The sequence below is a fragment of the Rudaea sp. genome (assembly GCF_036560865.1).
In the GTDB taxonomy this organism is placed as follows: Bacteria; Pseudomonadota; Gammaproteobacteria; order Xanthomonadales; family Rhodanobacteraceae; genus Rudaea.
On record NZ_DATBQK010000003.1, the window covers coordinates 1 to 22,535 of the forward strand.

Sequence of the window (22,535 nt, forward strand, 5' to 3'; positions counted from 1 at the left end):
AGCTCGACGTGGCCGGTCGCTGGTTCTTCGGCGACATCGGTGCCGGCTGGCGTCCGTACCTGGTCGGCGCAGTTGGCGCCGTGCGTCACAAGGCCTATTCGGGCTTCTTGCTTGAGCAAGATTTCCTGAGCAGGGCTGGCGGCTGGGATCCGATGATTCTTGGTGGCATTGGCGTGCAGTACAGCCTGTCCGACCGTCTCGCATTCCGCGGTGAAATCGCCGCCCGTTACGATCACGACAACAACTCGCTGAACTCGACTCTGTCGGACGCGTATGGCTTCAAGCGTACGAGCGGTTTCACCGACGGTCTGGTCACTGTCGGTCTGACCTACAGCTTCGGTGGTGCCCAGGCAGCCCCGGCCCCGGCCCCGGCCCGGGCCGCCGCCGCGCCGCCGCCGCCGGCGTCTGCATCGCCCGCCACGTCGCCCGAACCGGCAAGACAGAAGGTCGTCATCGACCTGAAGGGCGTCGAGTTCAAGTTCGATCACCCGCGTCCGGGCGAGAAGCTGATTCCTTCGCTGAAGGCGCCGACCGCTGCCTCTGTGCAGATTCTCGACGAAGCAGTGGATACGCTGAAGCGTTATCCGGACCTGCACGTCGAAGTCGACGGCCACACCGACAGCAAGGGTACGGACGCCTACAACCAGAAGCTGTCAGAGCGTCGCGCCCAGGGCGTGTACAACTACCTGACCGCGCATGGCGTTGATGCCAGCCGTCTGGATGGCCCGAAGGGCTTCGGCAAGACCCAGCCGATCGACACCAACGATACCGCGGAAGGCCGTCAGCGCAACCGCCGTACCGAACTCAAGGTCGAGAACTGATCGACCTGTGGTGCGAAGCAATCTGAAAAAGCCCGGCGCAAGCCGGGCTTTTTCTTTGCAGATATCCACTGTGTCCGCGCTGACTTCACCGCGTCACGGGCTAGCCCGGGTACTGAGCAAACTCGGCGTGTGCTCGCGCACGCAGGGCCAGGGCATGGTTCGTGCCGGGCGCGTGCAGGTGAACGGACGTATCGTGCGCGATCCCGAGGCACCAACCGATGGCGAACGCGATCGCATCGCAGTCGACGGTGCGGCAGTCGCGGCACGCGAAAAAATCTACGTCGTGCTGAACAAGCCGCGCGGATTCGTGACCACGGCGAGCGACGAGCGCGGGCGCGACACGGTGTATACCTTGTTGAAAAATGGAAATTTCGGCAATGTGGAATTGCCGTGGATAGCGCCGGTGGGGCGCCTGGACAAGGCCAGCGAGGGATTGCTGCTGTTCAGCAACGACAGCGTATGGGCCGCACGCCTCACCGATCCGGCGTCGCATCTCGACAAGACCTATCACGTACAGGTCGATGTCCTGCCCGATGCGCATCTGCTGGAGAAGCTGCGTATCGGCATCGACGCCGATGGCGAATTCCTGTGTGCCAGATCGGTGCACGAATTACGCCGCGGCGAAAAAAATTCCTGGCTGGAAGTGGTTCTCGACGAAGGTCGCAATCGACAGATTCGCCGTTTGCTCGCGGCGTTCGATATCGAGGTGTTGCGTCTGCTGCGCGTGGCGATCGGTCCGCTCGCGCTGGGCGATCTGGCGAAAGGGCAGTGGCGGTTTTTGAACAGCGACGAGGTTTCCTCGCTCACGCCTTGATGGCCCGGGATTGCCTTGGGCAATCAGAAGCGCAATGACAGGCAGGTCAGTGCGCCATCCATTTTGCGGAACTCCGACATGTCGAGCGCGATGACGTCGTAGCCGAGCGCACGCACGGCCGCCTCGAACTTCGGAAAGCCCGCTGCGATGACGACGTGGTCGTTGAGGCGCAGCAGGTTCGCCGCGTAGCCCTCGCCACGGGCGACTTGCACGATCTCGTAATTGCGAAACGCGGTGTGCTGTGCGAACGCATCGATCAGCGCGATGCGACCGTTGCCGAGATACGAAATCCCGCTTTTGAGATGCAGGATGCCGCGTATGCCGCGGATATCGATGGCGGTGGATGTGCAGCCTTCCTGCGCGAGAAAACCCGCGAGTTGGCGCGCACCGTCCTCATTCGTGCGTTCCGACAGGCCGATGAAGCAGTGATTTTCGATCCGGCACACATCGCCGCCATCCAGCGTGCCCGGTGTGGCAATCGCGTGGATACGCAAGAATATGGCACGCAGTGTCGGCTCGATGCGTGCGACTTCGCCGGCGCGCGCGGCAGCGCCGGGACGCGTGAGGATTGCGACATCGCCGGTTACGATCGCGGTGTCCTCGACGAAAGCGGAGTCGGGGAAATCCGCATCCGCCGCCAGCCGTGTCAACACAAGCCCGCATTGCTCGAGTGCGGCGCAGTAGCACGCGTGCTGTTCGAGCGCCCTGGCCACATCGGGCTTGCCGAGGGCGACACTGGTCAGACCGTCCGCGAAGTTCGCGGAGGGCGGACGAACAAGCGCGTGTGTAAGCATGGTCCTTGGATGCTGCTGTCAGCGGATGACGTTGAGCTTGCGTCCCACCTTCACAAACGCCGCAACGGCGCGGTCGATCTGCGCCTGCGTGTGCGCCGCGCTCATCTGCGTGCGGATGCGCGCCTGACCTTGCGGCACGACCGGGAAGAAGAAACCGATCACATAGATACCTTCGTTGAGCAGGTCGCCGGCGAATTGCTGGGCGAGCTTGGCATCGTGCAGCATGACCGGCGCGATCGGATGCGTGCCGGGGCGGATATCGAAGCCGGCCTCGGTCATGCGCTTGCGGAAGTACAGCGCGTTGTCGTTGACCTTGTCGCGCAGCGCGGTGCTCGCGCTGAGCATCTCGAACACCTTGATCGAGGCGGCGACTAGTGGCGGCGGTAGTGTGTTCGAGAACAGATACGGGCGCGACCGCTGGCGCAGCAGGTCGATTATTTCCTTGCGTCCGGTGGTAAAGCCGCCGGAGCCGCCACCCAGTGCCTTGCCGAGTGTAGAAGTAAAAATATCTACTTTGTCCATCACGCCATGCAGCTCGGCCGAGCCACGCCCGCTCGGGCCGACGAAACCGGTCGCATGCGAATCGTCGACCATCAGCAGCGCTCCGTATTTCTCCTTGAGCCGGACGATCTCGTCGAGCTTTGCGATGTAGCCGTCCATCGAGAACACGCCGTCGGTCGCGATCAGGCGCGTGCGTTTGCCTTGCGTTTCCTGCAGATGTTTTTCCAGTTCGGCCATATTGCCGTTGGCGTAGCGCCGGCGCTCGGCTTTGCACAGGCGGACTCCATCGATGATGGAAGCATGATTGAGCGCATCGGAAACCACTGCATCCTCTTCGCCGAGAATCGTCTCGAACAGTCCGCCATTGGCATCGAAGCAGGATGTATACAAAATCGTATCGTCGGTGCCGAAGAATTTCGCGATCGTCGCTTCGAGCTGCTTGTGCAGATCCTGGGTACCACAGATAAAGCGCACGCTGGCGAGGCCGAAGCCGTGCGTATCGAGCGCATCTTTTGCGGCCTTGATGATTTCAGGATTGTCGGCGAGGCCGAGATAATTGTTCGCGCAGAAGTTCAGCACTTCGTGCCCGTCGGTCGTCTTGATCGCCGAAGACTGCGGTGTGGTGATCACGCGTTCGGTCTTGAACAGGCCCTGTTCGCGGATCGAATCGAGTTCGGCGGCGAGGCGGTCGCGGGCGGCGTAGGTCATGGTGTGCTTTTCCTGCGGCAAAGCGCCTATTGTCCGTGATTCTCCCCTACAAGCAACTCACCCGCATGCGGCAGCGACGTCAGCGTGCAATCGGTTGCGGGCCTGCCTAATCCGCAGCGCCTGGGCTGGTCAACTCCGCGTAGGCGGGTGCGCCGTCATAGGGCGCGCGCAGTACGAGGCTCCAACCGCGCTCAGTCAAACTGCGCTGCGCAAGCATCGAGGCTTCGCCGCCGATCAAGATGGTCTTGTCCGTACGCTTGAATTCGGGACGGTCGAAAAACTCGTCGATATCGTGGCTCCAACTCAGATAGTCGACCGGCAGCGGCAACAGCAATTTATTGCCCGGCGTGAGGTAGACGATCGACGCCCCGGCGACGATGAGCTTGCCGCCGGCCGCATCCGGTGCGCGTCGCAAAATCAGCGACAGCGCGTCGACCACATAACGCGCTTCGACTTCGCCGCGCGTGGTCGCGCTCAATTCGAGCAATTCGTTGCAGCCGCGCACGGGCTTGAGTTTCAGCAGCGAGTTCACCAGTTGCGTACGCAGCGTGTCGTTGAAGCCGCCGCGCCGTGAAAACTGGCGGATGCCGAATTCGTCGCTGCACACCGAGGCTAGATTCTTCTCGTTGTGCGCGCGAATCTCTTCGGGCGTGTGGGTCAGCACGTACTGATCGATCAGGCCGCTGTCCGCAATCACGTCGGCCGCCGTGCCCGCAATCTGGCCGAGGGCCTCGCCTGCGGAAAAATTGCCCCATACCGCCGCCCATGCGAGTGAATCGAGGCGTTCGGTGACATAAGTGTTGGACGTGCTTGGATCGATGCCGAGCGTCTTCGCCATCTCGTTGCGCGCATGGTTGTACTTGAGATAGCGCTTGGCTTCGCGATCGACCTCGCTGCCGGCGCGGCCGTACCAGGTCTTGTGCGATTTTTCCGCAGGCTGCGCGGCGGTTTCTTCGGTGTTGGCGGCGACCTCGGCCGAATGCGCAGCACCCACATCCTCGTCGCTGGACTCCGGTACACGGGCCACATCGCGGCCAGCGGTCATCGGGCCTTCCGGCGCGCGGAAAGGGTCGCCCTTGTTCTCAAACACGCGCTGGGAGCGATCGCCGACGCTTTGCGCGCGACTGCTCCAGGTATCGAGCTGTTTCTTGAAGTAGCGTCCGACGCCGGCAGGCAGACCGGTGATCGTGTCGATCGGATGCGCGATGACTTTCACGATCGAGGTCCCGGTCTTTTTCCCGCGCTCGGCAAGCGCGTGCGCGAACGCGCCGGTGTGCGAAGCGCGCTCCAGTGCTTCGATCGCCGGAATTTCCGCGACCCGGATCGCGAGCAACTGCGCCGAATCCGCACTGAGGGGACCGAATGGCGTGGTGATCGAGAACCGCGCCATGTAACCGCCTACCGCGACTTTCGGATCGACCGTGAAATTCGGCCCGCTCAGCAACGCCGGTTGCACGAGGGTGGCGGCATCGAGCACAGGCTCGTCCTCGTAACCGCACTCCTGCACGCAGGGGTCCGCGTCGGGCGGCTTGGCGGCGAGCGACATCGCGCATGTTGCCGCGAAAGCAATAAGCAGGATTGCGGGCGGAGATTTCAAACGCATCAGACGATCCGTTTGCCAGATCAACGCGGAATTGCGGATGAACGGGTGGGCAATGGAACTGGATCCCTGATCAACGCGCTTCCCACGCTGTCGGGGACGAAGGCATCTTTCATAAGAACTGGATCCCGGATCAACGCACATCCTTGTGCTGTCCGGGATGACGCCATCCTGGCGTCAATTCCAGGAACAGACCACCTTGCCGCACACGCCCGCTTCCATCAGATCGAATCCACGTTGGAAATCGTCGATATGGATCTGGTGCGTGAGCACCTTCTGCAGCGGAAATCCGGTCAGCAGCATCTGCGTCATCTTGTACCAGGTTTCGTACATGCGCCGGCCGTAGATACCGTGCAGCACGAGGCCCTTGAAGATGACTTTGTCCCAATCGATACCCGAGCCGTTCGGCATGATGCCGAGCATCGCGATCTTGCCGCCGTGATACATGCAGTCGAGCATGTCGCTGAAGGCTTTCGGGTTGCCGGACATCTCCATTCCTACGTCGAAGCCTTCCATATGCAGATCGGCCATCACGTCCTTGAGCGACTGCTTGGACACGTTGACCACGCGCGTGGCGCCCATGTCGGCGGCGAGCTTGAGGCGATAGTCGTTGACGTCGGTGATGACCACGTTGCGCGCGCCGACCCATTTGGCGATGCCGACCGCAATGATGCCGATCGGGCCCGCGCCAGTGATGAGCACGTCCTCGCCGATCAGATCGAATTCGAGCGCGCAGTGCGCGGCATTGCCGTAGGGATCGAAGAACGCGGCCAGCTCAGACGGAATCTGATCGGGCACCGGCCACAGGTTGGATGCCGGCATTGCGATGTATTCGGCGAACGCGCCGTTGCGATTGACGCCGATACCGATCGTGTGCGGACACAGATGCTGCCTGCCGGCGCGGCAGTTGCGGCAGACGCCACAGACGATATGACCTTCGGCGGACACGCGCTGACCCAGCGTATATCCGCGCACGCCGGCACCGATGTCGACGATGCGGCCGACGAATTCATGGCCGATCACCAGACCCGGCTTGATCGTGCGCTGCGACCACTCGTCCCATTTGTAAATGTGTAAATCTGTACCGCAGATCGCGGTTTTTTCGAGCTTGACCAGCACGTCGTTCGGGCCGATCTCGGGCAGCGGCACCTGTTCCATCCAGATGCCCTTGGCGGCCTCGCGCTTGACCAACGCCTTCATCGTGTTGACGGACATGGTGGCACCCGTTCGATTTCGAGGATGCGGATTATACGGGATCGAGGAACTCGCCGAGCGGGATTCGGTCATAATCGAACCCAACCCGACTGCATGCAAGGAAGAACCGTTGTGAAGCACATGTTCAAGCTCAAGACGACGCTTTGTGCGCTCGCGATTGTGGGAGTCATGACGCTGGTCTCGGCAGCCGCGGCGCAAGCCTTGCCCGACAAAGTCTCCAAGGTCGCCGAAGTGCAAGGCATCACCGAGTATCGCCTGGCCAACGGCTTGCAGGTCCTGCTATTCCCCGACAGTAGCAAACCCACGCTGACGGTAAGCACGAGCTATCGCGTCGGCAGCCGCATGGAAGGCTACGGCGAAACCGGCATGGCGCATCTGCTCGAGCATCTGACTTTCAAGGGCACGAAGAACATCGTCAATGTCGGCCAGGAGCTGTCCAAACGCGGCATTGGTTTCAACGGCCAGACCGGCCCGGACGACACCAAGTATTTCGAGACGTTTCCCGCCACCGCGGACACGCTCGACTGGGTTCTCGGCGTCGAGGCCGAGCGCATGACCGCGGCGAACATTGCCAAGTCCGATCTCGATTCGGAAATGACCGTGGTCAGGAACGAGATGGAGTCGGGCGAGAACAGTCCGGCCCGGATACTGTCGGAAAAAATGGCCGCCGCCGCGTATCAGTGGCATAGCTACGGCAAGTCGACGATCGGCGCGCGCAGCGATGTGGAAAATGTAAATATTGCACATTTACAGAATTTCTATCGCAAGTACTACCAGCCCGACAATGCAACCCTGGTCGTTGCGGGCAAATTCGATCCGGCGCATGCGCTGGCGGTGATCGCGCACGATTTTGGCTCACTGCCCAAGCCTGCGCGCGTTCTCGAGCCGACCCATACCACCGAACCCGTGCAGGAGGGCGAGCGCATGGTCACGTTGCGCCGGCCGGGCGGCGAACAATGGGTGGCGCTGCTCTACCACATCGTTGCGGGGACAAGTCCGGACGCGCCGGCCTTCGACGCGATCGCCTCCGCGCTTGGTGACGATCCCAACGGGCGTCTTTACAAACGTCTGATCGAAACGCGCAAGGCGCAGGAAAATTATGTGACTACGCGATTGCTGGTCGACCCGGGCTACCTGCAAATCGAGGTCAAGCTCAAGCCGACCGACAATATCGAGGAAGTGAAGAAAATCCTGCTCGATACCGTCGAGGGCTTGGCCAGGGAACCGATCACCGAAGAGGAACTCAAACGCGCCAAGCTGAAAAACAAGAACGGTTTCGAACGATTTTTCGACAACCCGCAGTCTTTCGCATTCGGTGTCGCCAATGCGGCGACGTTCGGCGACTGGCGTCTGATTTTCGCCCAGTACGAGCACATGCAGAACCTGCAACTGGCCGATGTGAACCGCGTCGCCGCGCAATGGTTCAAGCCGTCCAACCGCACACTCGGCATGTTCATTCCGACCGATCATCCCGACCGCGTGCCCGCGGCGGTGAAGACCGATGTCGCAGCGATGATGAAGGACTTCAAGGCCGGCGAGGCCATCGCCGCCGGCGAGGATTTCGTCGCGACGCCGGAGAATATCGAAGCGCGCACCGAACGCGTGACCTTGCCTTCGGGTTTGAAACTGATGTTGCTGCCGAAGAAGACGCGCGGCGAAACCGTGGTCGTCGATCTGCAGATGCACTTCGGCAATGAGGAAAATCTGCGTGGCCAGCGGCCCGCGGGCGAATTGGTCGGCCAGATGCTCGATCGTGGTACGACCAGGCACACGCGCAAGCAATTGTCCGATGCGTCGGATGCGATTCAGACCAACCTCGGCGTGCAGGGCTGGATCTCCGGCGCCAAGGCGGGTTTGCAGACCAAGCGCGAGCATTTGAGCGCGGCGCTCAATCTACTCGCGGAAATTCTGCGCGAGCCGAGTTTCCCGCCCGACGAATTCGCGCAGTTGAAGAATGAAGTCGCCGGTGGTCTCGAAAGCAGCGCCAAGGAGCCGCAGCTGATCGCCGATGTGGCGCTGCATCGTTATCTGCATGCGTATGCCTACGACGACCCGCGCTACAGCACCTCGTTCGATGAGCACCTGAAGGAAGTCAACGCAGTCAAGCTCGACGATGTGAAACGGTTTTACCAGAAGTACTGGGGCATGGATCACGGCGAAATCGCCGTGGTCGGCGACTTCGATGCGCAGGCGGTGAAAGCGCAGTTGACCGCGTTGTTCGGCAGCTGGAAATCGTCGATGCCGTACCAGCGCGTTCCGGGCGTGTTGAGCACGGCCGCGCCGAAGGTGCTGGTCGCCGAAACACCGGACAAGCAGAACGCGATCGCGATCGGTTCGATACCTCTGGCTTTGCGCGACAGCGATCCCGACTTTCCCGCGCTCGGGGTCGCCGGACATGTCTGGGGGGCGGGCTTCGACAGCCGGCTCAACAAACGCATCCGGCAGAAAGACGGTCTTTCCTACGGCGTCGGCGGAGGTATCAGCGCGAGCGGTTTCGAGGAAGCCGACGGTCAGCTCGGCATGGGTGCGATCTATGCGCCGCAGAATCGCGCCAAACTCGAAGCCGCATTTGCCGATGAATTGCAGCGCTTCGTGCATGATGGCATCAGCGCCGAAGAACTCGCGAGCGCGAAACAGGCGATCGCCACGCAGCGCAATACGATGTATGCGGCCGATGGCGCCGAGGCGAACCTGCTCGTCGATCGCACGCTGCAGAACCGCACGCTGGCTTATGACATCGACCTGGCAAGTAAGACCGATGCCTTGACCTTGGAGCAAGTCAACGCCGCGATCAGGAAATGGATCAAGCCCGACGCGGCGATATGGTCGCTGGCCGGCGACTTTGCCAAGGCCGATTGCAAGCCGCCGATGCTGTGCACGCCGAAAAGCGGTTAGGCGAGCGGTCGCGGATTGCGGCCGCCGCAAGATAATCCTGTCCATGCCAGGCATCGACCAGCGTCCGCTCGCGATTTTCCTCATGGGCCCGACCGCTTCGGGCAAGACGGATCTGGCCTTGCAACTGGCGGATCGTTTCGGCGTGGATCTGATCAGCGTCGATTCGGCCCTGGTCTACCGCGGCATGGATATCGGCACGGCCAAGCCCGACGCCACGGTGCTGGCGCGCTATCCGCACCGGCTGATCGATATCCGCGACCCGCATGATGCGTATTCGGCGGCGGACTTCCGCGCCGATGCGCTGCGCGAGATGGCCGCGATCACAGCCACGGGAAAGATTCCGTTGCTGGTCGGCGGCACCGGTCTGTATTTTCGCGCGCTGCAGTACGGCCTGTCCTATCTGCCCGAAGGCGATGCCGACGTGCGCGCGCAGCTCGCGCGCGATGCGCAGGAGAAAGGTTGGCCGGCCCTGCACGCGCGACTTGCCGATCTCGATCTGGCCGCCGCGACGCGCATCAAGCCGGGCGATACGCAGCGCATCCAGCGCGCGCTCGAAGTGATCGCGTTGACCGGCAAGCCGCTGTCCGCGCAGCAGGGTGGGCCGCGCGAGCGCTTCGCCTACCGCGTGCTGAAACTCGCCTTGCTGCCGCAGGATCGCGCCTTGTTGCACGCGCGTATCGCGCAGCGGCTCGACAGCATGTTCGCGCAGGGTTTCCTCGACGAAGTTCGCCATCTGCGCGCGCGTGGCGATCTGTACGCGGACCTGCCGTCGATGCGTGCGGTCGGCTATCGTCAGGTCTGGCAGCATCTGGACGGCGAATACGATCTGGCCGAATGCCGCGAGCGCGCGATCTTCGCCACACGCCAGCTGGCCAAGCGCCAGATCACCTGGCTGCGTGCGGATCGCGACGCCTGCGCATTCGATCCGTTCGTGGCGACGCACTCGGAAAAAATCCGGCGCGTGGTCGCCGATTTCCTGGCCTGAATCCTGCCCGCGCTCTTTATTCTGCGCATCTGCTCTGGCAAAGCTCCCGCGCGGCTGAGGCGAATCAAGTACTTGCGTCTGCTCCTGGTAGGCGAGCCGTCCGGACCCACAACTCCGGGCAAGCTCGGTCTCCCTTGAGAATCGGCTGAAAAGGTATATAATTTCAACATCTTGAACCGGAGCGTTCCCAGCCAAATTTACTTGTGGCTGCGCTCTTTTTTGTCGGTTCGCCAGACGTTGTGAAAAATGCAAGGAGAACAAGAAATGTCCAAAGGTCAGTCGTTGCAGGATCCTTTCCTGAATGCGTTGCGCCGCGAGCGCGTGCCGGTCTCGATCTATCTCGTGAATGGCATCAAGCTGCAGGGCACGGTCGAGTCGTTCGACCAGTTCGTCGTCCTGCTGCGCAATACGGTGAGCCAGATGGTCTACAAGCACGCGATTTCCACGATCGTGCCGAGCCGCAACGTGCGCATCGGACCGGAAAACGGGCACGCAACCGCGGGCGCGGAAACCGAAGCCAGCGAAGAGTGATTTCCCCTGTTTGAGCGTTCCCGCAAAGGCGAGCGCGCGTTGCTGTTGCAGCCGCGCTGGGTCGGTGAAACTTCTGTCGACGGGCTCGATGAATTCGGCGAGCTTGCGCGTTCGGCGGGTGCAACCGTCGTGGGTTCGCTGAACGCACGCATCGAGAAGCCGAATCCGAAATTCTTCGTCGGCAGCGGCAAGGCCGACGAGCTGAAGACGCAGCGTCAGGCGCTCGATGCCGACCTGATCCTGGTCAATCACGCGTTGTCGCCGGTGCAGGAGCGCAACCTCGAAAAACATACCGAGTGCCGCGTCGTCGATCGCACCGGCCTGATCCTTGATATCTTCGCCCAGCGCGCGCGTTCGCACGAAGGCAAGCTGCAGGTCGAACTCGCGCAGTTGAAACACATGTCCACGCGCCTCGTGCGCGGCTGGACGCATCTGGAGCGCCAGCGCGGCGGAGCGATCGGCCTGCGCGGTCCCGGCGAAACCCAGCTCGAACTCGATCGCCGCCTGCTCGCCGGGCGGGTCAAGCAGTTGAGCCAGCGCCTCGAGAAAGTTGAGGTCCAGCGCACCCAGGCGCGGCGCGCGCGCCAGCGCAATGCGCTGCCCGTGGTTTCGCTGGTCGGTTACACGAACGCGGGCAAATCCACCCTGTTTAACGCGATGACCGGTGCCGGCGTGTACGTCGCCGATCAGCTTTTCGCCACGCTCGATCCGACCTTGCGCCGGATCGAGGGTCTCGCCAGCGGGCCGCTGCTGCTTGCCGATACGGTCGGTTTCATCCGCGATCTGCCGCACGATCTGATCGCCGCGTTCAAATCCACCTTGGCGGAAACGCGCGATGCGGACCTGCTGTTGCATGTCGTCGACGCGGCCGATCCCGAGCACGATCAGCGTATCGAGGAAGTCCAGCGCGTACTTGAGGAAATCGGCGCGCAGGACGTGCCGCAGATTTTGGTGTTCAACAAGATCGACAAAGTTATTTCTGCCAGCGTCGCTGCCGGCGATGACAAAGAGGGCGGCCAGGAGCGCGCTCCACGCCTCGAAAGCATCGATGGCGGCCGCACCGCGCGTGTCTGGGTTTCCGCGGTCACTGGAGCCGGGCTCGATTTGTTGCGCGAGGCGCTGACCCGGGCCTTGCAGCGCGATCGCGTGCACGGCTGGTTGCAACTGCCGGGTAGCGCGGGCCGGCTGCGCGCACGACTGATCGCCGCAGGATTCGTTTCCGGCGAGCGTGCCGCCGAGCAAGGCTGGGAAGTGCAGATCGATGCGCCGCGCGCGCTGATCGAGCCCCTGTTCGGCTTGCCGGGTGGCGACGGCGATTGGCTGCGCGCGCAACTGTCCGAGAGCGCGCTGTGGGCGGCATGATCGCCATCGCTGTGTCGGATTATTTTGATGGTGAACCATCCCTGGTGCGTGGTTCCGGACTCGATATCCGTGTCGAGTCGCTCGCCGGTGCGAGCTGCGATTACTCGCAACTCGCGAAAAATACCGGCTCGCCCTACAATTCCGCGGCAACCGCGCAGTAATTTTTATTGCCGATCCGGTTGCAACGGCGGCGGATGCGGTGCGCATCGTCGCCACGATCGGCAGACTGGAGATAACGATGGCTTGGAACGAACCCGGCGGCGGTAACCGCGATCCGTGGAAAGGCAAGAAGAATACGCCCGATGTCGACGCCTTTCTGCGCCGACTGCGCGACGGACTCGGCAATGTATTGGGCGGCGGCAACGGCAGCGGCGGCAGCAGCAGCGGCCCATCGTCGCGGCCCGGCACCGTCCTGCTGATCATTGCCGCACTCGTAATCGTGTGGATCGCGGCTTCCAGCTGGAAATCGATCGACGCACAGCAAGTCGGCGTCGTCCTGCGCTTCGGCAAGTTCGACCGCATCATGCACAACGGCTTCAATCTGAAATGGCCGACGCCGGTCGAACAGGTGATCCCGGTCGACACGACGAGCAAGCAGACCACGGACGAAGTGCGCATGCTGACCAAGGACGAGAACATCGTGCAGATCAATTTCACCGTGCAGTATCAGGTTGTCGATGCGCAGAAGTACCTGTTCGCCGCGACCTCGCCCGACGAGACGCTCAAGCAGGCCGCGGAAAGTGCGGTGCGCCAGGTGATCGGCGGCAGCGACATGGACACGATTCTGTCCAGTCACGGTTCTGACGTCGTCGGCGAAACCAAGAAGGTGCTGCAACTGACGCTGGACGGTTATTCGGTGGGTCTGATCGTCAACGAGATCAACTTCCAGAACCTGTTGCCGCCACATGAGGTCAAGGAAGCATTCGACGACGTCAACAAGGCGAGCAACGACCAGAAGCAGTTCATCAACAACGCGCAGGCGTATGCGGCGAAAGTGGTGCCGCTCGCACGCGGCGATGCGGCGCGCATTCTTGCCGCGGCGCAGGGTTACAAGGCCGCGCAAATTGCGGCGGCGACCGGCGATGCGCAGCGTTTCAATCTGGTCGATGCGCAATACCGCGCCGCGCCCGAGGTCACGCGCAAGCGCCTGTATCTGGATACCATGCAGAAGGTGCTCGCGGGCAGCCAGAAGGTGATCGATCAGAGCAATGGTAAAAGTATACTCTATCTGCCGCTCGACCACGCCAAATCCGATGCGGCGGCGGCGAATGCTGCCGCAGCTGCGGCGGCGGTACAGGACAGTCGCGGAGGTGGCCAATGAAACTGCTGACTCCGATCCTCGCCTTGCTGCTTGTCGTGCTCGTCGTCAACTCGGCCTTCATCGTGCGCGAAGGCGAAACCGCGCTGCTGTTGCAGTTCGGCCGCATCGAGGGCGACAGCGCCAACGGCGGCAGCGACTACAAGCCCGGCCTGCATTTCAAGATTCCCCTGATCCAGCAGGTCGTGCGCTTCGACCGGCGCATGCTCAATCTCGAGGCGCAGCCCGAGCGTTATTTCGACTCTGGCAAGAACCCGGTCAATGTCGATTTCTTCGTCAAGTGGCAGATCGAGAATCCGGCGTTGTACTACCGCTCATTCGGCGCCGATCAGTTGCAGACCCTGGCCAACAGCCGTTTGACCCCGATCATCAAGGACCCGTTGCGCTTCGAGTTCAACTCGCATGCCCTCGCCGATCTGATTGCGAGTGCGCGCTCGGACATCACCGAGCGCGTGCGCGACCAGTCGAACAAGGCCGCCGTGTCGCTCGGCATCCATGTCGTCGACGTGCGCATCAAGCGCATCGAATTCACCGACGAAGTGCTGGATTCTGTATACAAACGCATGAGCGCCGAACGCATCCGCCTGTCCAACAATCTGCGCTCGACCGGCTCGGAACAGGCCGCCAAGATCAACGCCGACGCGGATCGCCAGGTGCAGGTGATCAAGGCCGAGGCCGAACGCGACGCGCAGCTGGCGCGCGGCGAGGGTGATGCCACAGCCACCGAACTCTACGCCGCCGCGTACGGCAAGGATCCGGACTTCTACGCGTTCTACCGTTCGCTCGATGCCTACCGCAACGCGTTCGGCAGCGGCGACGTGATCGTGCTTGATCCGAAGTCCGAATTCATGCGCTATTTCGGCGAGAGCAAGGGCGAGGGCAAATAAAGCAATAGTTTTCTTCTGACGGGATACCCATGGGCAAGTCAGTAGTCATTCTCGGCGCGCAATGGGGCGACGAAGGCAAGGGCAAGATCGTCGACCTGTTGACCGAGCGCGTCAGCGCGGTCGCGCGCTTCCAGGGCGGACACAACGCCGGCCACACGCTGGTCATCAAGGGCAAGAAGACGGTATTGCATCTGATTCCGTCGGGTATCCTGCGCGAAGGCGTGCTGTGCCTGATCGGCAACGGTGTGGTGCTGTCGCCGGCGGCGCTGAAGACCGAGATCGACGAACTCGAAGGTAACGGCGTCGAAGTGCGCTCGCGCCTGAAGATCAGTCCGGCGACCCCGCTGATCATGCCTTACCACATTGCGATCGATCAGGCGCGCGAAAAGGCAGCTGGCAAACAGGCGATCGGCACCACGGGGCGCGGCATCGGCCCGGCCTACGAGGACAAGGTCGCGCGCCGCAGCGTGCGCGTCGCCGATCTGATGTATCCGTCGGAGTTGCCCGAAAAACTGCGCGCGGCGGTCGACTACCACAATTTCGTCCTCGTGCATTGGCTCAAGGCCGAAGGCGTCGATTACCAGAAGGTGCTCGACGATGCGCTGGCGTTCAGCGAATACCTGCGGCCGATGATCGACGACGTGGCGACCCTGCTCTACGACGCGCGTCGCCGCGGCGAAAACATTCTTTACGAAGGCGCGCAGGGTGCGCTGCTGGATATCGATCACGGTACCTATCCGTATGTGACCTCATCGAACACGACGGTCGGTGGCGCGCTCGCAGGTACCGGCGTCGGCGCCTGCGATATCGACTATGTGCTGGGCATCTGCAAGGCGTACGCGACGCGTGTCGGTGGCGGACCGTTTCCGACCGAACTCAACGACGAGATGGGCGAGCGCCTGCGCAAGATCGGCAACGAATTCGGCGCGAGCACCGGGCGCCCGCGGCGTTGCGGCTGGATCGATCTGGTCGCGCTCAAGCGCGCCACGCAGATCAATGCGATCAATGGCCTCGCGATCACCAAGCTCGATGTGCTCGACGGGCTGCCAAGCGTCAAGGTTTGCATCGCCTACGAATACCGCGGCAAGCGCCGCGAACTCGCGCCACTCGACGCGGCTGGCTGGGACGAATGCAAACCGGTTTACCTCGAATTTCCGGGCTGGGAGGAACCCACCGGCAGCGTGCGCGACTGGAACAAGCTGCCACCCGCGGCGCGCGCGTACTTGCGCGCGGTCGAGGAATTGTCCGGTTGTCACCTCGCTCTGGTCGCGACCGGCGCGGATCGCGACGATACGATCGTCTTGCGCGATCCATTTGCCTGATGGCGTGAATCGCAGCCGCGGTTGATTTGATTTGGATGTCCAGCCGTAAAGACGTGTATATGCCCGATGGAGCCAGACCATGCGCTGGCGTATGCAGATATTGGCGTTTGCGGGTGGCATCGCGGGTGTTGACATGCCTCTGCGCATGGTTTACGGTAGGGAAATGACGCATCGCAGCAGCCAACGCATCGCCCTGATTTGCCAGGCCGCCGGCCTGTCAACCCGGGTCGTTGCCATGCGCGGCGCGCTCCTTCTTCTCGTCCTCGTACTTATTACCAACGGAGGTGTGGGCTAGGACGCGTCTGAGTAAGAGAACCAGGCGAAGAATCCAAAACCCCGCACCCGGCGACGAGTGCGGGGTTTTTCATTTCTCCTGAGTCGTTCGACCCTCGATGTAGTTCTGCCCTGAATAGCCATGAGCGAAAATAGCGATCCTGCAGTAACCAGACCCGGTGCAGTCACGGCTTCGCCCGCGCGCGAACGCGTGCGCATTTTCGACACAACGCTGCGCGACGGCGAACAGTCGCCCGGCTTCTCGATGAGCCGCCCGCAGAAGCTGCATATGGCGCATGCGCTCGCCGAACTTGGCGTGGATGTGCTCGAAGCGGGATTCCCGCAGGCCTCCGACGGCGATTTCGAAGCCGTGCACGCGATCGCCAAAGAAGTGCGCGGTCCGATCATCTGCGGCCTGGCGCGCGCGCAGATCGGCGATATCGACGCCTGCGCGCGAGCGCTGGAGCCGGCCGCGAGCAAGCGCATCCATGTCTTCCTCGCCACCAGTCCGCTGCATCGCCGGCACAAGTTGAATATGAGCCGCGAACAAGTCGTCGAAACCGGCATCAAGGCGATCCGCCATGCGCGCACGCTCTGCGACGATGTCGAATTCTCGGCCGAAGACGCTATCCGGACTGAACCAGAATTCCTGATTGAGGTGTTGTCGCGCATGATCGAAGCCGGCGCGACCACGGTGAATGTGCCGGATACAGTCGGCTACACCACGCCGGAGGAAATCCACGCGCTGTTCACGCGCCTGAAACGCGAAGTGCGCGGCATCGACAACGTCGTCCTGAGTTCGCATTGTCACAACGATCTGGGTCTTGGGGTCGCCAACAGCATCGCCGCGGTCGCGGCCGGTGCGCGCCAGGTCGAGTGCACGATCAACGGTATCGGCGAGCGTGCGGGCAATGCGGCGCTGGAAGAAATCGTGATGGCGTTGCGCACGCGCGCGGATCGCTTCAAGGTCGAAACCGGCATTCGCACGCAGTTGCTGTATCCGACCGCACGCCTGCTTGCCAACGTGACCGGCTCCACGATCCCGCGCAACAAGGCGATCGTCGGCGAAAATGCATTTGCGCACGAGTCGGGCATCCATCAGCACGGCATGCTGAAGAATCGAGAAACCTATGAAATCATGCGCCCCGAAGATGTCGGCGTGGAGCGCACCCAGCTCGTGCTCGGCAAGCATTCCGGCAAGCATGCGTTGCGCGATCGCCTGAAGAATCTCGGTTACGAAGTGGACGAGGCGCAGATGGAAGACCTGTTCCCACGCTTCAAGACGCTGGCGGACAAGAAGAAGGAAGTGTTCGACAGCGATCTCGATGCGCTCGTGCTCGGCCAGGATCCGGCGACCTTGGGACCGTGGACGCTGGAGCAGTTGCACGCGGCCTCGCATCTCGGCGGCGGCGCCTCGGCGTCCGTACGCCTGCGCCACGAGGACGGCCGCAGCGTCGGCGAAACGGAAGGCTCGATCGGCGACGGTCCGGTGCACGCGATGCTGCGCGCGATCGAACGCGCGACCGCGGTCAAGTTCGAGATCACCGATTTCCAGATCCGCTCGCTAAGCTATGGTGCCGATGCGCAGGGTCGCGCCACGCTGACCGTCAGCCACGGCGGGCGCGAACTGGTCGGCCGTGGCGTATCGACGGATATCGTCGAAGCCGCGGCACTCGCCGCGCTGGAAGTGGTCAATCGCATCGAACGCATCAATCTCGGTCAGGCTTTGCCGCTGGCCGCCAATCAGGCATAAGAGTTTCAAAGCAGGAGCTATTGGCCGCAAAGAGCGCAAAAGGCGCAAAGTATAAATTGAGCTTTTTTTGCGTTCTTTGCGCTCTTCGCGGCAATAAAATTCTTTTTTCAAATCGTAACGAGAGGCGCATCATGAAAACGACCGAATTTATCTGGCACAACGGCAAACTCAAACCCTGGAACGAGGCGACGGTGCATGTGACCGCGCACGCCTTGCATTACGGCTCGTCGGTGTTCGAAGGCGAGCGCGTTTACGCGACGCTGCAAGGTCCGCAGTATTTTCGCCTCGCCGATCACACGCGACGTCTGTTCGAGTCGGCAAAAGTCTACGAAATCGATATCGGCTACACGGAAGACGAAATCAACGCGGCCTGCAACGAAGTGATCCGTGCGAACAAGATGGCGTCCGCCTATGTGCGTCCGCTGGTGTTTCGCGGCGCCGGTCCGCTCGGCGTGATGCCGAAGGACGGTTCCAGCGTCGATGTCGCGATCATGGCGCTGGAGTGGGGTGCGTATCTGGGCGAAGCGATCGAGAACGGCGCCGATGTATGCGTGTCGTCGTGGAATCGCGCGGCGCCGAACACGTTCCCGTCGTGGGCCAAGGCCGGCGGCAATTATCTGTCGAGCCAGTTGATCGGCTTCGAGGCCAAGCGCCACGGTTATCACGAAGGCATCGCGCTCGGCTACAACGGTCTGCTCAGCGAAGGCGCGGGCGAAAACCTGTTCGTCATCCGCCGCGGCAAGATCGTCACGCCGACGACCAGCGCGAGCATCCTCGCCGGCATCACGCGCGATACGGTGATCACGCTGGCGAGCAAGCTCGGCTACACCGTCGATGAGCGCGATCTGCCACGCGAGGCGTTGTATACCGCGGACGAAGTGTTCATGGTCGGCACCGCGGCGGAAGTCACGCCAGTGCGTTCGGTCGATCGCAAGCCGGTCGGCACGGGCAAGCCCGGGCCGATCACCAAGGCGATTCAGAAAGCGTTCTTCGGCCTGTTCGACGGCGCGACCAAGGACGAGTGGGGCTGGCTCACGCCGGTCACGGAAGATCAGGCCAAGAGCAAGGCCGCCGCGTAATGGGCGCTGCGCAAACTCTGCTCGACAAGATCTGGAACGCGCACCAGGTCGCACCGGAAACCGCGGCAACGCCTGCGATGCTGTATGTCGACCTGCATCTGGTGCACGAGGTCACGTCGCCGCAGGCGTTTTCCGAACTGCGCGCGCGTGGCCTCAAGGTGCGCCGGCCCGAGCGCATCGTCGCGACGATGGACCACTCGACTCCGACCTTGCCACCTGATGCGAATGGCAAGCGTCCGTATGCGAATGCGCAAACCGAGGCGCAGGTCGACCAGCTCGAAACGAACGCGAAAGAATTCGGTATACAGTTATACGGATGGAATAGTATAAATCGCGGCATCGTGCACGTGATCGGCCCGGAACTCGGCGCGACCCAGCCGGGCATGACAATCGTCTGCGGCGACAGTCATACCTCGACGCACGGGGCGTTTGGCGCCCTGGCCTTCGGCATCGGCACGACCGAGGTCGGCCACGTGCTGGCGACGCAATGCCTGCTGCAGCGTAAGCCAAAATCGCTTGCGATCACGGTGAACGGCAAGCTCAAACCCGGCATCACCGCGAAGGATCTGATCCTGCACATCATCGGCAAGATCGGCATCAACGGCGGCACCGGCCATGTGATCGAATACCGCGGCAGCGCGATCGAGGCGCTGACCATGGAAGAACGCATGACGGTGTGCAATATGTCGATCGAGGCCGGCGCCAAGGCAGGCTTGATCGGTGCCGACGCCACAACGTTCGCCTGGCTCAAGGGCCGCGAGCGCGTGCCGCAGGGCGTGGCATGGGATGCCGCCGTCGCACGCTGGAGCGAATGCCGATCCGACGCGGACACGAAGTTCGATAGCGAAGTCGTCGTCGATGCCGGCGCGATTCGTCCGAGCATCACCTACGGCACGCATCCAGGCATGGTGGCAACGCTCGATGCGCTGATTCCCGCCGCGACGAATGCGCAGGAGAAACGCGCGCTCGACTATATGCAGCTCGAAGCGGGCAACACACTCGCCGGCACGCCCGTGGATATCGTCTTCGTCGGCAGCTGCACGAATGGACGCCTGTCCGATCTGCGCGCCGTCGCCGGCGTGCTGCGCGGCCACAAGGTCGCCGGCAGCGTGCGCATGCTGGTCGTGCCGGGCTCCGAACAGGTCAAGCGCGATGCGGAAAAAGAAGGACTGCACGAGGTGTTCCTTGCCGCCGGCGCCGAATGGCGCGAGCCGGGTTGCTCCATGTGCCTGGGCATGAACGGCGATATCGGCAAGCCGGGACAACTGGTCGTCAGCACCAGCAATCGCAATTTCGAAGGGCGCCAGGGACCGGGCGTGCGCACCGTGTTGGCCAGTCCGCTGGTCGCCGCCGCTTCGGCGCTCGCAGGCGTGATCGCTGACCCGTCGCAATATGTTTCGGAGGCGGCATGAACTCTTTGCTCGTCATCCCGACAGGGATCGCCAGGATCCAGGCCTCAGGGAAGACGTCAGCGCCCGCACGTTCCATGTGTTCTAGATGACCAGCTTCGCTGTTAGGAGCGACCGGCATTGCCTGCCGGAATGACGGTTGAAATTTTGCAGGAATTTGAAGTGAAACCACTCACCCACATCAAATCGCGCACGGTCGTGCTGCCGTTCGAGAACATCGACACCGACCGCATCATTCCAGCGCGTTTTCTGACAACGACTGAGCGCAGCGGACTCGGCAAGTCCCTGTTCAACGACTGGCGTTATCGTCCCGATGGCAGTCCGGACCCCGACTTCGCGCTCAACAAACCCGAGGCGAAGGGCTGCGAAATTCTCGTCGCCGGACGCAATTTCGGTTGCGGCTCCTCGCGTGAGCACGCACCGTGGGCGTTGACCGATTTTGGTATCCACGCCGTGTTTTCGAGCGAGATCGCGGACATTTTTCGCGGCAACGCGCTCAAGAATGGTCTGCTTGCGGTCGTGCTGGAGACAGGCGAGCACCAGTATCTGCTCGATCATCCTGGCATCGAGCTCAATGTCGATATCGCGGAGCAATTCATCGAATTGCCAGACGGCCGGCGCTTCACGTTCGCGCTTGAATCGTTTGCGAAACACTGTCTGCTGATGGGCGTCGATCAGCTCGGATTCCTGCTGCAGCACGAAGCGCTGATCGTGGAATTCGAGCAGCGGATGGTAGCGTGATGTTTCTCCTTCTCCCGCCGGGAGAAGGTGCCGAAGGCAGATGAGGGAAGAGCGGTTCAAGTTGAAATAATGACAGCGTGCGGATGCCTTTCCCTCATCCGACGCTTCGCGCCACCTTCTCCCGATGGGAGAAGGGAGAAAAAAAGAGAAAAGCATGAAAGCAAAGATCACTGTTCTTCCCGGCGACGGAATTGGCCCCGAAGTCACCGCTGCTGCGGTTGAAGTACTGCGCGCGATCGCGACGCGGTACCGCCACGAATTCGAGTTCGACGAGCAGCTCATTGGGGGTGCCGCGATCGATGCGCACGGCGACCCGCTGCCGCCAGCCACTCTGGCTGCGTGCAAATCCGCCGATGCGGTGCTGCTTGGCGCGGTCGGCGGGCCGAAGTGGTCCGATCCGAACGCGAAAGTGCGGCCGGAGCAGGGCCTGCTCGGCCTGCGCTCGGCGCTCGGTGTGTACGCGAATCTGCGCCCGGTGCGTGTGCATCCCAAGCTCACAGCGCTGTCGCCGCTGAAAAACGAAAAACTGCACGGTGTGGATTTGTTGTTCGTGCGCGAGTTGACCGGCGGCGCGTATTTCGGCGCAAAAACGCGCACGGCCGACACGGCGACCGACGAATGCAAATACACCGTCGTCGAAATCGAACGTGCGACGCGGCGTGCGTTCGAGTTCGCGCGCGCGCGCAGGAAGCATGTCACCCACGTCGACAAGGCCAACGTGCTGGAGACCTCGCGCCTGTGGCGCAGCACGGTGACTCGCATCGCCAAGGACTATCCGGATGTCGCGCTCGAACATCAGCTCGTCGATTCGATGGCGATGCTGCTGCTCACGCGCCCGTCGGCCTACGACGTGATCGTCACCGAAAATCTGTTTGGCGATATTCTCACCGACGAGGCTGCCGCGCTGGCCGGTTCGCTCGGTGTGCTGCCATCGGCCTCGCTCGGCGACGGCAAGGCCGGGCTGTACGAGCCGATCCACGGCTCGGCGCCGGATATCGCAGGCAAGGGTCTCGCTAATCCGCTCGGCACGATTCTGTCCGCCGCGCTGCTGCTGCGCCACTCGCTGGGCTTGGAGTCCGAAGCCGCCGCGATCGAAGCTGCCGTCGATGCGGTGATCGAGAGCAGCGTGCTGACTCGCGACCTGGGCGGCGGTGCAAACACAAACGAAGTCGCGGCGGCTGTTCTGGCTGCACTTGCAGGGCAAAAGGAGAGGGTTGCCGCATGAACGTGATTCCGACGAAACAAGATCGGCGCTCTGCGTTTAGATTTACGGTTGTGTATATCGTCGGCTTAGTTGTGATCACCACATTTTTCCCCGTGCTTTGGGGAGCGCCCGCTAAAATTCCGGTTAGTACATTCGATTGGGTCATGCATCTGATCATTTGGCTTGGCGCGGGAGTGTTGATGGTTTTCGCAATCTCATACTCCACCGCCAAGCGTCGTGAAAAAGAACAGGCGTCGAAAAAAGCCAGATTCGATGGCGGCGGCCCGATTTAGCAGTCTTGGAATTGGTAGATGTAAAGATGG

At 62.1% G+C, this 22,535-nt stretch carries 21 protein-coding genes; 17 read left to right on the top strand and 4 right to left on the bottom strand.

What is annotated here, in order from left to right:
* Both VIE67_RS00085 and VIE67_RS00090 read left to right on the top strand, forming a co-directional pair.
* Positions 1–821, top strand: an 821-nt coding sequence (locus tag VIE67_RS00085; RefSeq protein WP_332022185.1) for an OmpA family protein, incomplete at its 5' end; no start/stop codon positions are given.
* Entirely contained in the window at positions 766–1,635 is an 870-nt protein-coding gene (locus VIE67_RS00090) for a pseudouridine synthase (protein WP_414707231.1), read from the top strand. The genes VIE67_RS00085 and VIE67_RS00090, both read left to right, overlap by 56 nt.
* A 23-nt stretch (positions 1,636–1,658) precedes the next feature.
* Here the strand turns inward: VIE67_RS00090 and VIE67_RS00095 are convergent, their stop codons facing one another.
* The 4 genes from VIE67_RS00095 to tdh form a co-directional block, all read right to left on the bottom strand.
* Positions 1,659–2,429 carry a dimethylarginine dimethylaminohydrolase family protein gene (locus VIE67_RS00095; protein ID WP_332022187.1) on the bottom strand — a complete coding sequence of 257 codons (771 nt, stop codon included), beginning with the start codon at positions 2,427–2,429 and terminating at the stop codon, positions 1,659–1,661.
* An 18-nt stretch (positions 2,430–2,447) separates the two neighbouring features.
* Positions 2,448–3,638 carry a glycine C-acetyltransferase gene (gene kbl, locus VIE67_RS00100; protein WP_332022188.1) on the bottom strand — a complete coding sequence of 397 codons (1,191 nt, stop codon included), beginning with the start codon at positions 3,636–3,638 and terminating at the stop codon, positions 2,448–2,450.
* A 106-nt stretch (positions 3,639–3,744) separates the two neighbouring features.
* Positions 3,745–5,241, bottom strand: coding sequence for a hypothetical protein (locus VIE67_RS00105; protein WP_332022189.1), 1,497 nt, complete (start codon positions 5,239–5,241; stop codon positions 3,745–3,747).
* Positions 5,242–5,415: 174 nt separating this feature from the next.
* Positions 5,416–6,438 carry an L-threonine 3-dehydrogenase, zinc-binding type gene (gene tdh, locus VIE67_RS00110; protein ID WP_332022271.1) on the bottom strand — a complete coding sequence of 341 codons (1,023 nt, stop codon included), beginning with the start codon at positions 6,436–6,438 and terminating at the stop codon, positions 5,416–5,418.
* 135 nt (positions 6,439–6,573) lie between these two features.
* Here tdh and VIE67_RS00115 point away from each other — a divergent pair, with 135 nt between their 5' ends.
* From VIE67_RS00115 to VIE67_RS00185, 15 genes are all read left to right on the top strand, one after another.
* Positions 6,574–9,348 (top strand): M16 family metallopeptidase, encoded by a 2,775-nt coding sequence (locus VIE67_RS00115; RefSeq protein WP_332022272.1) that lies wholly within the window; start codon positions 6,574–6,576, stop codon positions 9,346–9,348.
* A 43-nt stretch (positions 9,349–9,391) separates the two neighbouring features.
* The gene (miaA, locus tag VIE67_RS00120) at positions 9,392–10,333 is read left to right on the top strand and encodes a tRNA (adenosine(37)-N6)-dimethylallyltransferase MiaA (RefSeq protein ID WP_332022190.1); all 942 of its coding nucleotides are present in this window, start codon (positions 9,392–9,394) and stop codon (positions 10,331–10,333) included.
* A gap of 264 nt (positions 10,334–10,597) precedes the next feature.
* A complete protein-coding gene (gene hfq, locus VIE67_RS00125; protein WP_332022191.1) occupies positions 10,598–10,864 on the top strand; it encodes an RNA chaperone Hfq in 267 nt (88 codons plus the stop codon).
* Positions 10,865–10,870: 6 nt separating this feature from the next.
* A complete protein-coding gene (gene hflX, locus VIE67_RS00130) occupies positions 10,871–12,226 on the top strand; it encodes a ribosome rescue GTPase HflX (protein ID WP_332022273.1) in 1,356 nt (451 codons plus the stop codon).
* Positions 12,223–12,387 carry a hypothetical protein gene (locus tag VIE67_RS00135; RefSeq protein ID WP_332022192.1) on the top strand — a complete coding sequence of 55 codons (165 nt, stop codon included), beginning with the start codon at positions 12,223–12,225 and terminating at the stop codon, positions 12,385–12,387. The genes hflX and VIE67_RS00135 overlap by 4 nt, the downstream gene beginning before the upstream one ends.
* Positions 12,388–12,464: 77 nt before the next feature.
* On the top strand, positions 12,465–13,547 hold the full coding sequence (gene hflK / locus VIE67_RS00140) for an FtsH protease activity modulator HflK (RefSeq protein ID WP_332022193.1): 1,083 nt from the start codon (positions 12,465–12,467) through the stop codon (positions 13,545–13,547).
* Positions 13,544–14,431 carry a protease modulator HflC gene (gene hflC / locus VIE67_RS00145; protein WP_332022194.1) on the top strand — a complete coding sequence of 296 codons (888 nt, stop codon included), beginning with the start codon at positions 13,544–13,546 and terminating at the stop codon, positions 14,429–14,431. Before hflK ends, hflC begins: the two co-directional genes overlap by 4 nt.
* A 29-nt stretch (positions 14,432–14,460) precedes the next feature.
* Positions 14,461–15,753, top strand: coding sequence for an adenylosuccinate synthase (locus VIE67_RS00150; RefSeq protein WP_332022195.1), 1,293 nt, complete (start codon positions 14,461–14,463; stop codon positions 15,751–15,753).
* A gap of 79 nt (positions 15,754–15,832) precedes the next feature.
* Positions 15,833–16,048: a hypothetical protein gene (locus tag VIE67_RS00155; RefSeq protein WP_332022196.1), complete on the top strand. Its 216-nt coding sequence runs from the start codon at positions 15,833–15,835 to the stop codon at positions 16,046–16,048.
* Positions 16,049–16,168: 120 nt separating this feature from the next.
* Complete coding sequence (locus VIE67_RS00160) at positions 16,169–17,779, top strand: 2-isopropylmalate synthase (RefSeq protein WP_332022197.1); 1,611 nt, start codon at positions 16,169–16,171, stop codon at positions 17,777–17,779.
* A gap of 131 nt (positions 17,780–17,910) precedes the next feature.
* Entirely contained in the window at positions 17,911–18,858 is a 948-nt protein-coding gene (locus tag VIE67_RS00165; RefSeq protein WP_332022198.1) for a branched-chain amino acid transaminase, read from the top strand.
* Positions 18,858–20,270 (top strand): 3-isopropylmalate dehydratase large subunit, encoded by a 1,413-nt coding sequence (gene leuC, locus VIE67_RS00170; protein WP_332022199.1) that lies wholly within the window; start codon positions 18,858–18,860, stop codon positions 20,268–20,270. The genes VIE67_RS00165 and leuC overlap by 1 nt, the downstream gene beginning before the upstream one ends.
* A 159-nt stretch (positions 20,271–20,429) precedes the next feature.
* Positions 20,430–21,008 (top strand): 3-isopropylmalate dehydratase small subunit, encoded by a 579-nt coding sequence (gene leuD / locus VIE67_RS00175; RefSeq protein ID WP_332022200.1) that lies wholly within the window; start codon positions 20,430–20,432, stop codon positions 21,006–21,008.
* 154 nt (positions 21,009–21,162) lie between these two features.
* Positions 21,163–22,233, top strand: a complete 1,071-nt coding sequence (leuB, locus tag VIE67_RS00180; RefSeq protein WP_332022201.1) for a 3-isopropylmalate dehydrogenase — start codon at positions 21,163–21,165, stop codon at positions 22,231–22,233.
* Positions 22,230–22,505 carry a hypothetical protein gene (locus VIE67_RS00185; protein WP_332022202.1) on the top strand — a complete coding sequence of 92 codons (276 nt, stop codon included), beginning with the start codon at positions 22,230–22,232 and terminating at the stop codon, positions 22,503–22,505. Before leuB ends, VIE67_RS00185 begins: the two co-directional genes overlap by 4 nt.
* Positions 22,506–22,535 lie beyond the last annotated feature (30 nt).

Bases quoted from the DNA above. Each gene is read 5' to 3' on its own strand.
- VIE67_RS00105 (WP_332022189.1), bottom strand. From the start codon at position 5,241: ATGCGTTTGAAATCTCCGCCCGCAATCCTGCTTATTGCTTTCGCGGCA.
- VIE67_RS00150 (WP_332022195.1), top strand. From the start codon at position 14,461: ATGGGCAAGTCAGTAGTCATTCTCGGCGCGCAATGGGGCGACGAAGGC.
- hflK (WP_332022193.1), top strand. From the start codon at position 12,465: ATGGCTTGGAACGAACCCGGCGGCGGTAACCGCGATCCGTGGAAAGGC.
- VIE67_RS00095 (WP_332022187.1), bottom strand. From the start codon at position 2,429: ATGCTTACACACGCGCTTGTTCGTCCGCCCTCCGCGAACTTCGCGGAC.
- VIE67_RS00185 (WP_332022202.1), top strand. From the start codon at position 22,230: ATGAACGTGATTCCGACGAAACAAGATCGGCGCTCTGCGTTTAGATTT.
- leuB (WP_332022201.1), top strand. From the start codon at position 21,163: ATGAAAGCAAAGATCACTGTTCTTCCCGGCGACGGAATTGGCCCCGAA.
- tdh (WP_332022271.1), bottom strand. From the start codon at position 6,438: ATGAAGGCGTTGGTCAAGCGCGAGGCCGCCAAGGGCATCTGGATGGAA.
- VIE67_RS00155 (WP_332022196.1), top strand. From the start codon at position 15,833: ATGCGCTGGCGTATGCAGATATTGGCGTTTGCGGGTGGCATCGCGGGT.
- hfq (WP_332022191.1), top strand. From the start codon at position 10,598: ATGTCCAAAGGTCAGTCGTTGCAGGATCCTTTCCTGAATGCGTTGCGC.
- hflC (WP_332022194.1), top strand. From the start codon at position 13,544: ATGAAACTGCTGACTCCGATCCTCGCCTTGCTGCTTGTCGTGCTCGTC.
- VIE67_RS00115 (WP_332022272.1), top strand. From the start codon at position 6,574: ATGTTCAAGCTCAAGACGACGCTTTGTGCGCTCGCGATTGTGGGAGTC.
- leuC (WP_332022199.1), top strand. From the start codon at position 18,858: ATGGGCGCTGCGCAAACTCTGCTCGACAAGATCTGGAACGCGCACCAG.
- VIE67_RS00135 (WP_332022192.1), top strand. From the start codon at position 12,223: ATGATCGCCATCGCTGTGTCGGATTATTTTGATGGTGAACCATCCCTG.
- VIE67_RS00160 (WP_332022197.1), top strand. From the start codon at position 16,169: ATGAGCGAAAATAGCGATCCTGCAGTAACCAGACCCGGTGCAGTCACG.
- kbl (WP_332022188.1), bottom strand. From the start codon at position 3,638: ATGACCTACGCCGCCCGCGACCGCCTCGCCGCCGAACTCGATTCGATC.
- VIE67_RS00165 (WP_332022198.1), top strand. From the start codon at position 17,911: ATGAAAACGACCGAATTTATCTGGCACAACGGCAAACTCAAACCCTGG.
- miaA (WP_332022190.1), top strand. From the start codon at position 9,392: ATGCCAGGCATCGACCAGCGTCCGCTCGCGATTTTCCTCATGGGCCCG.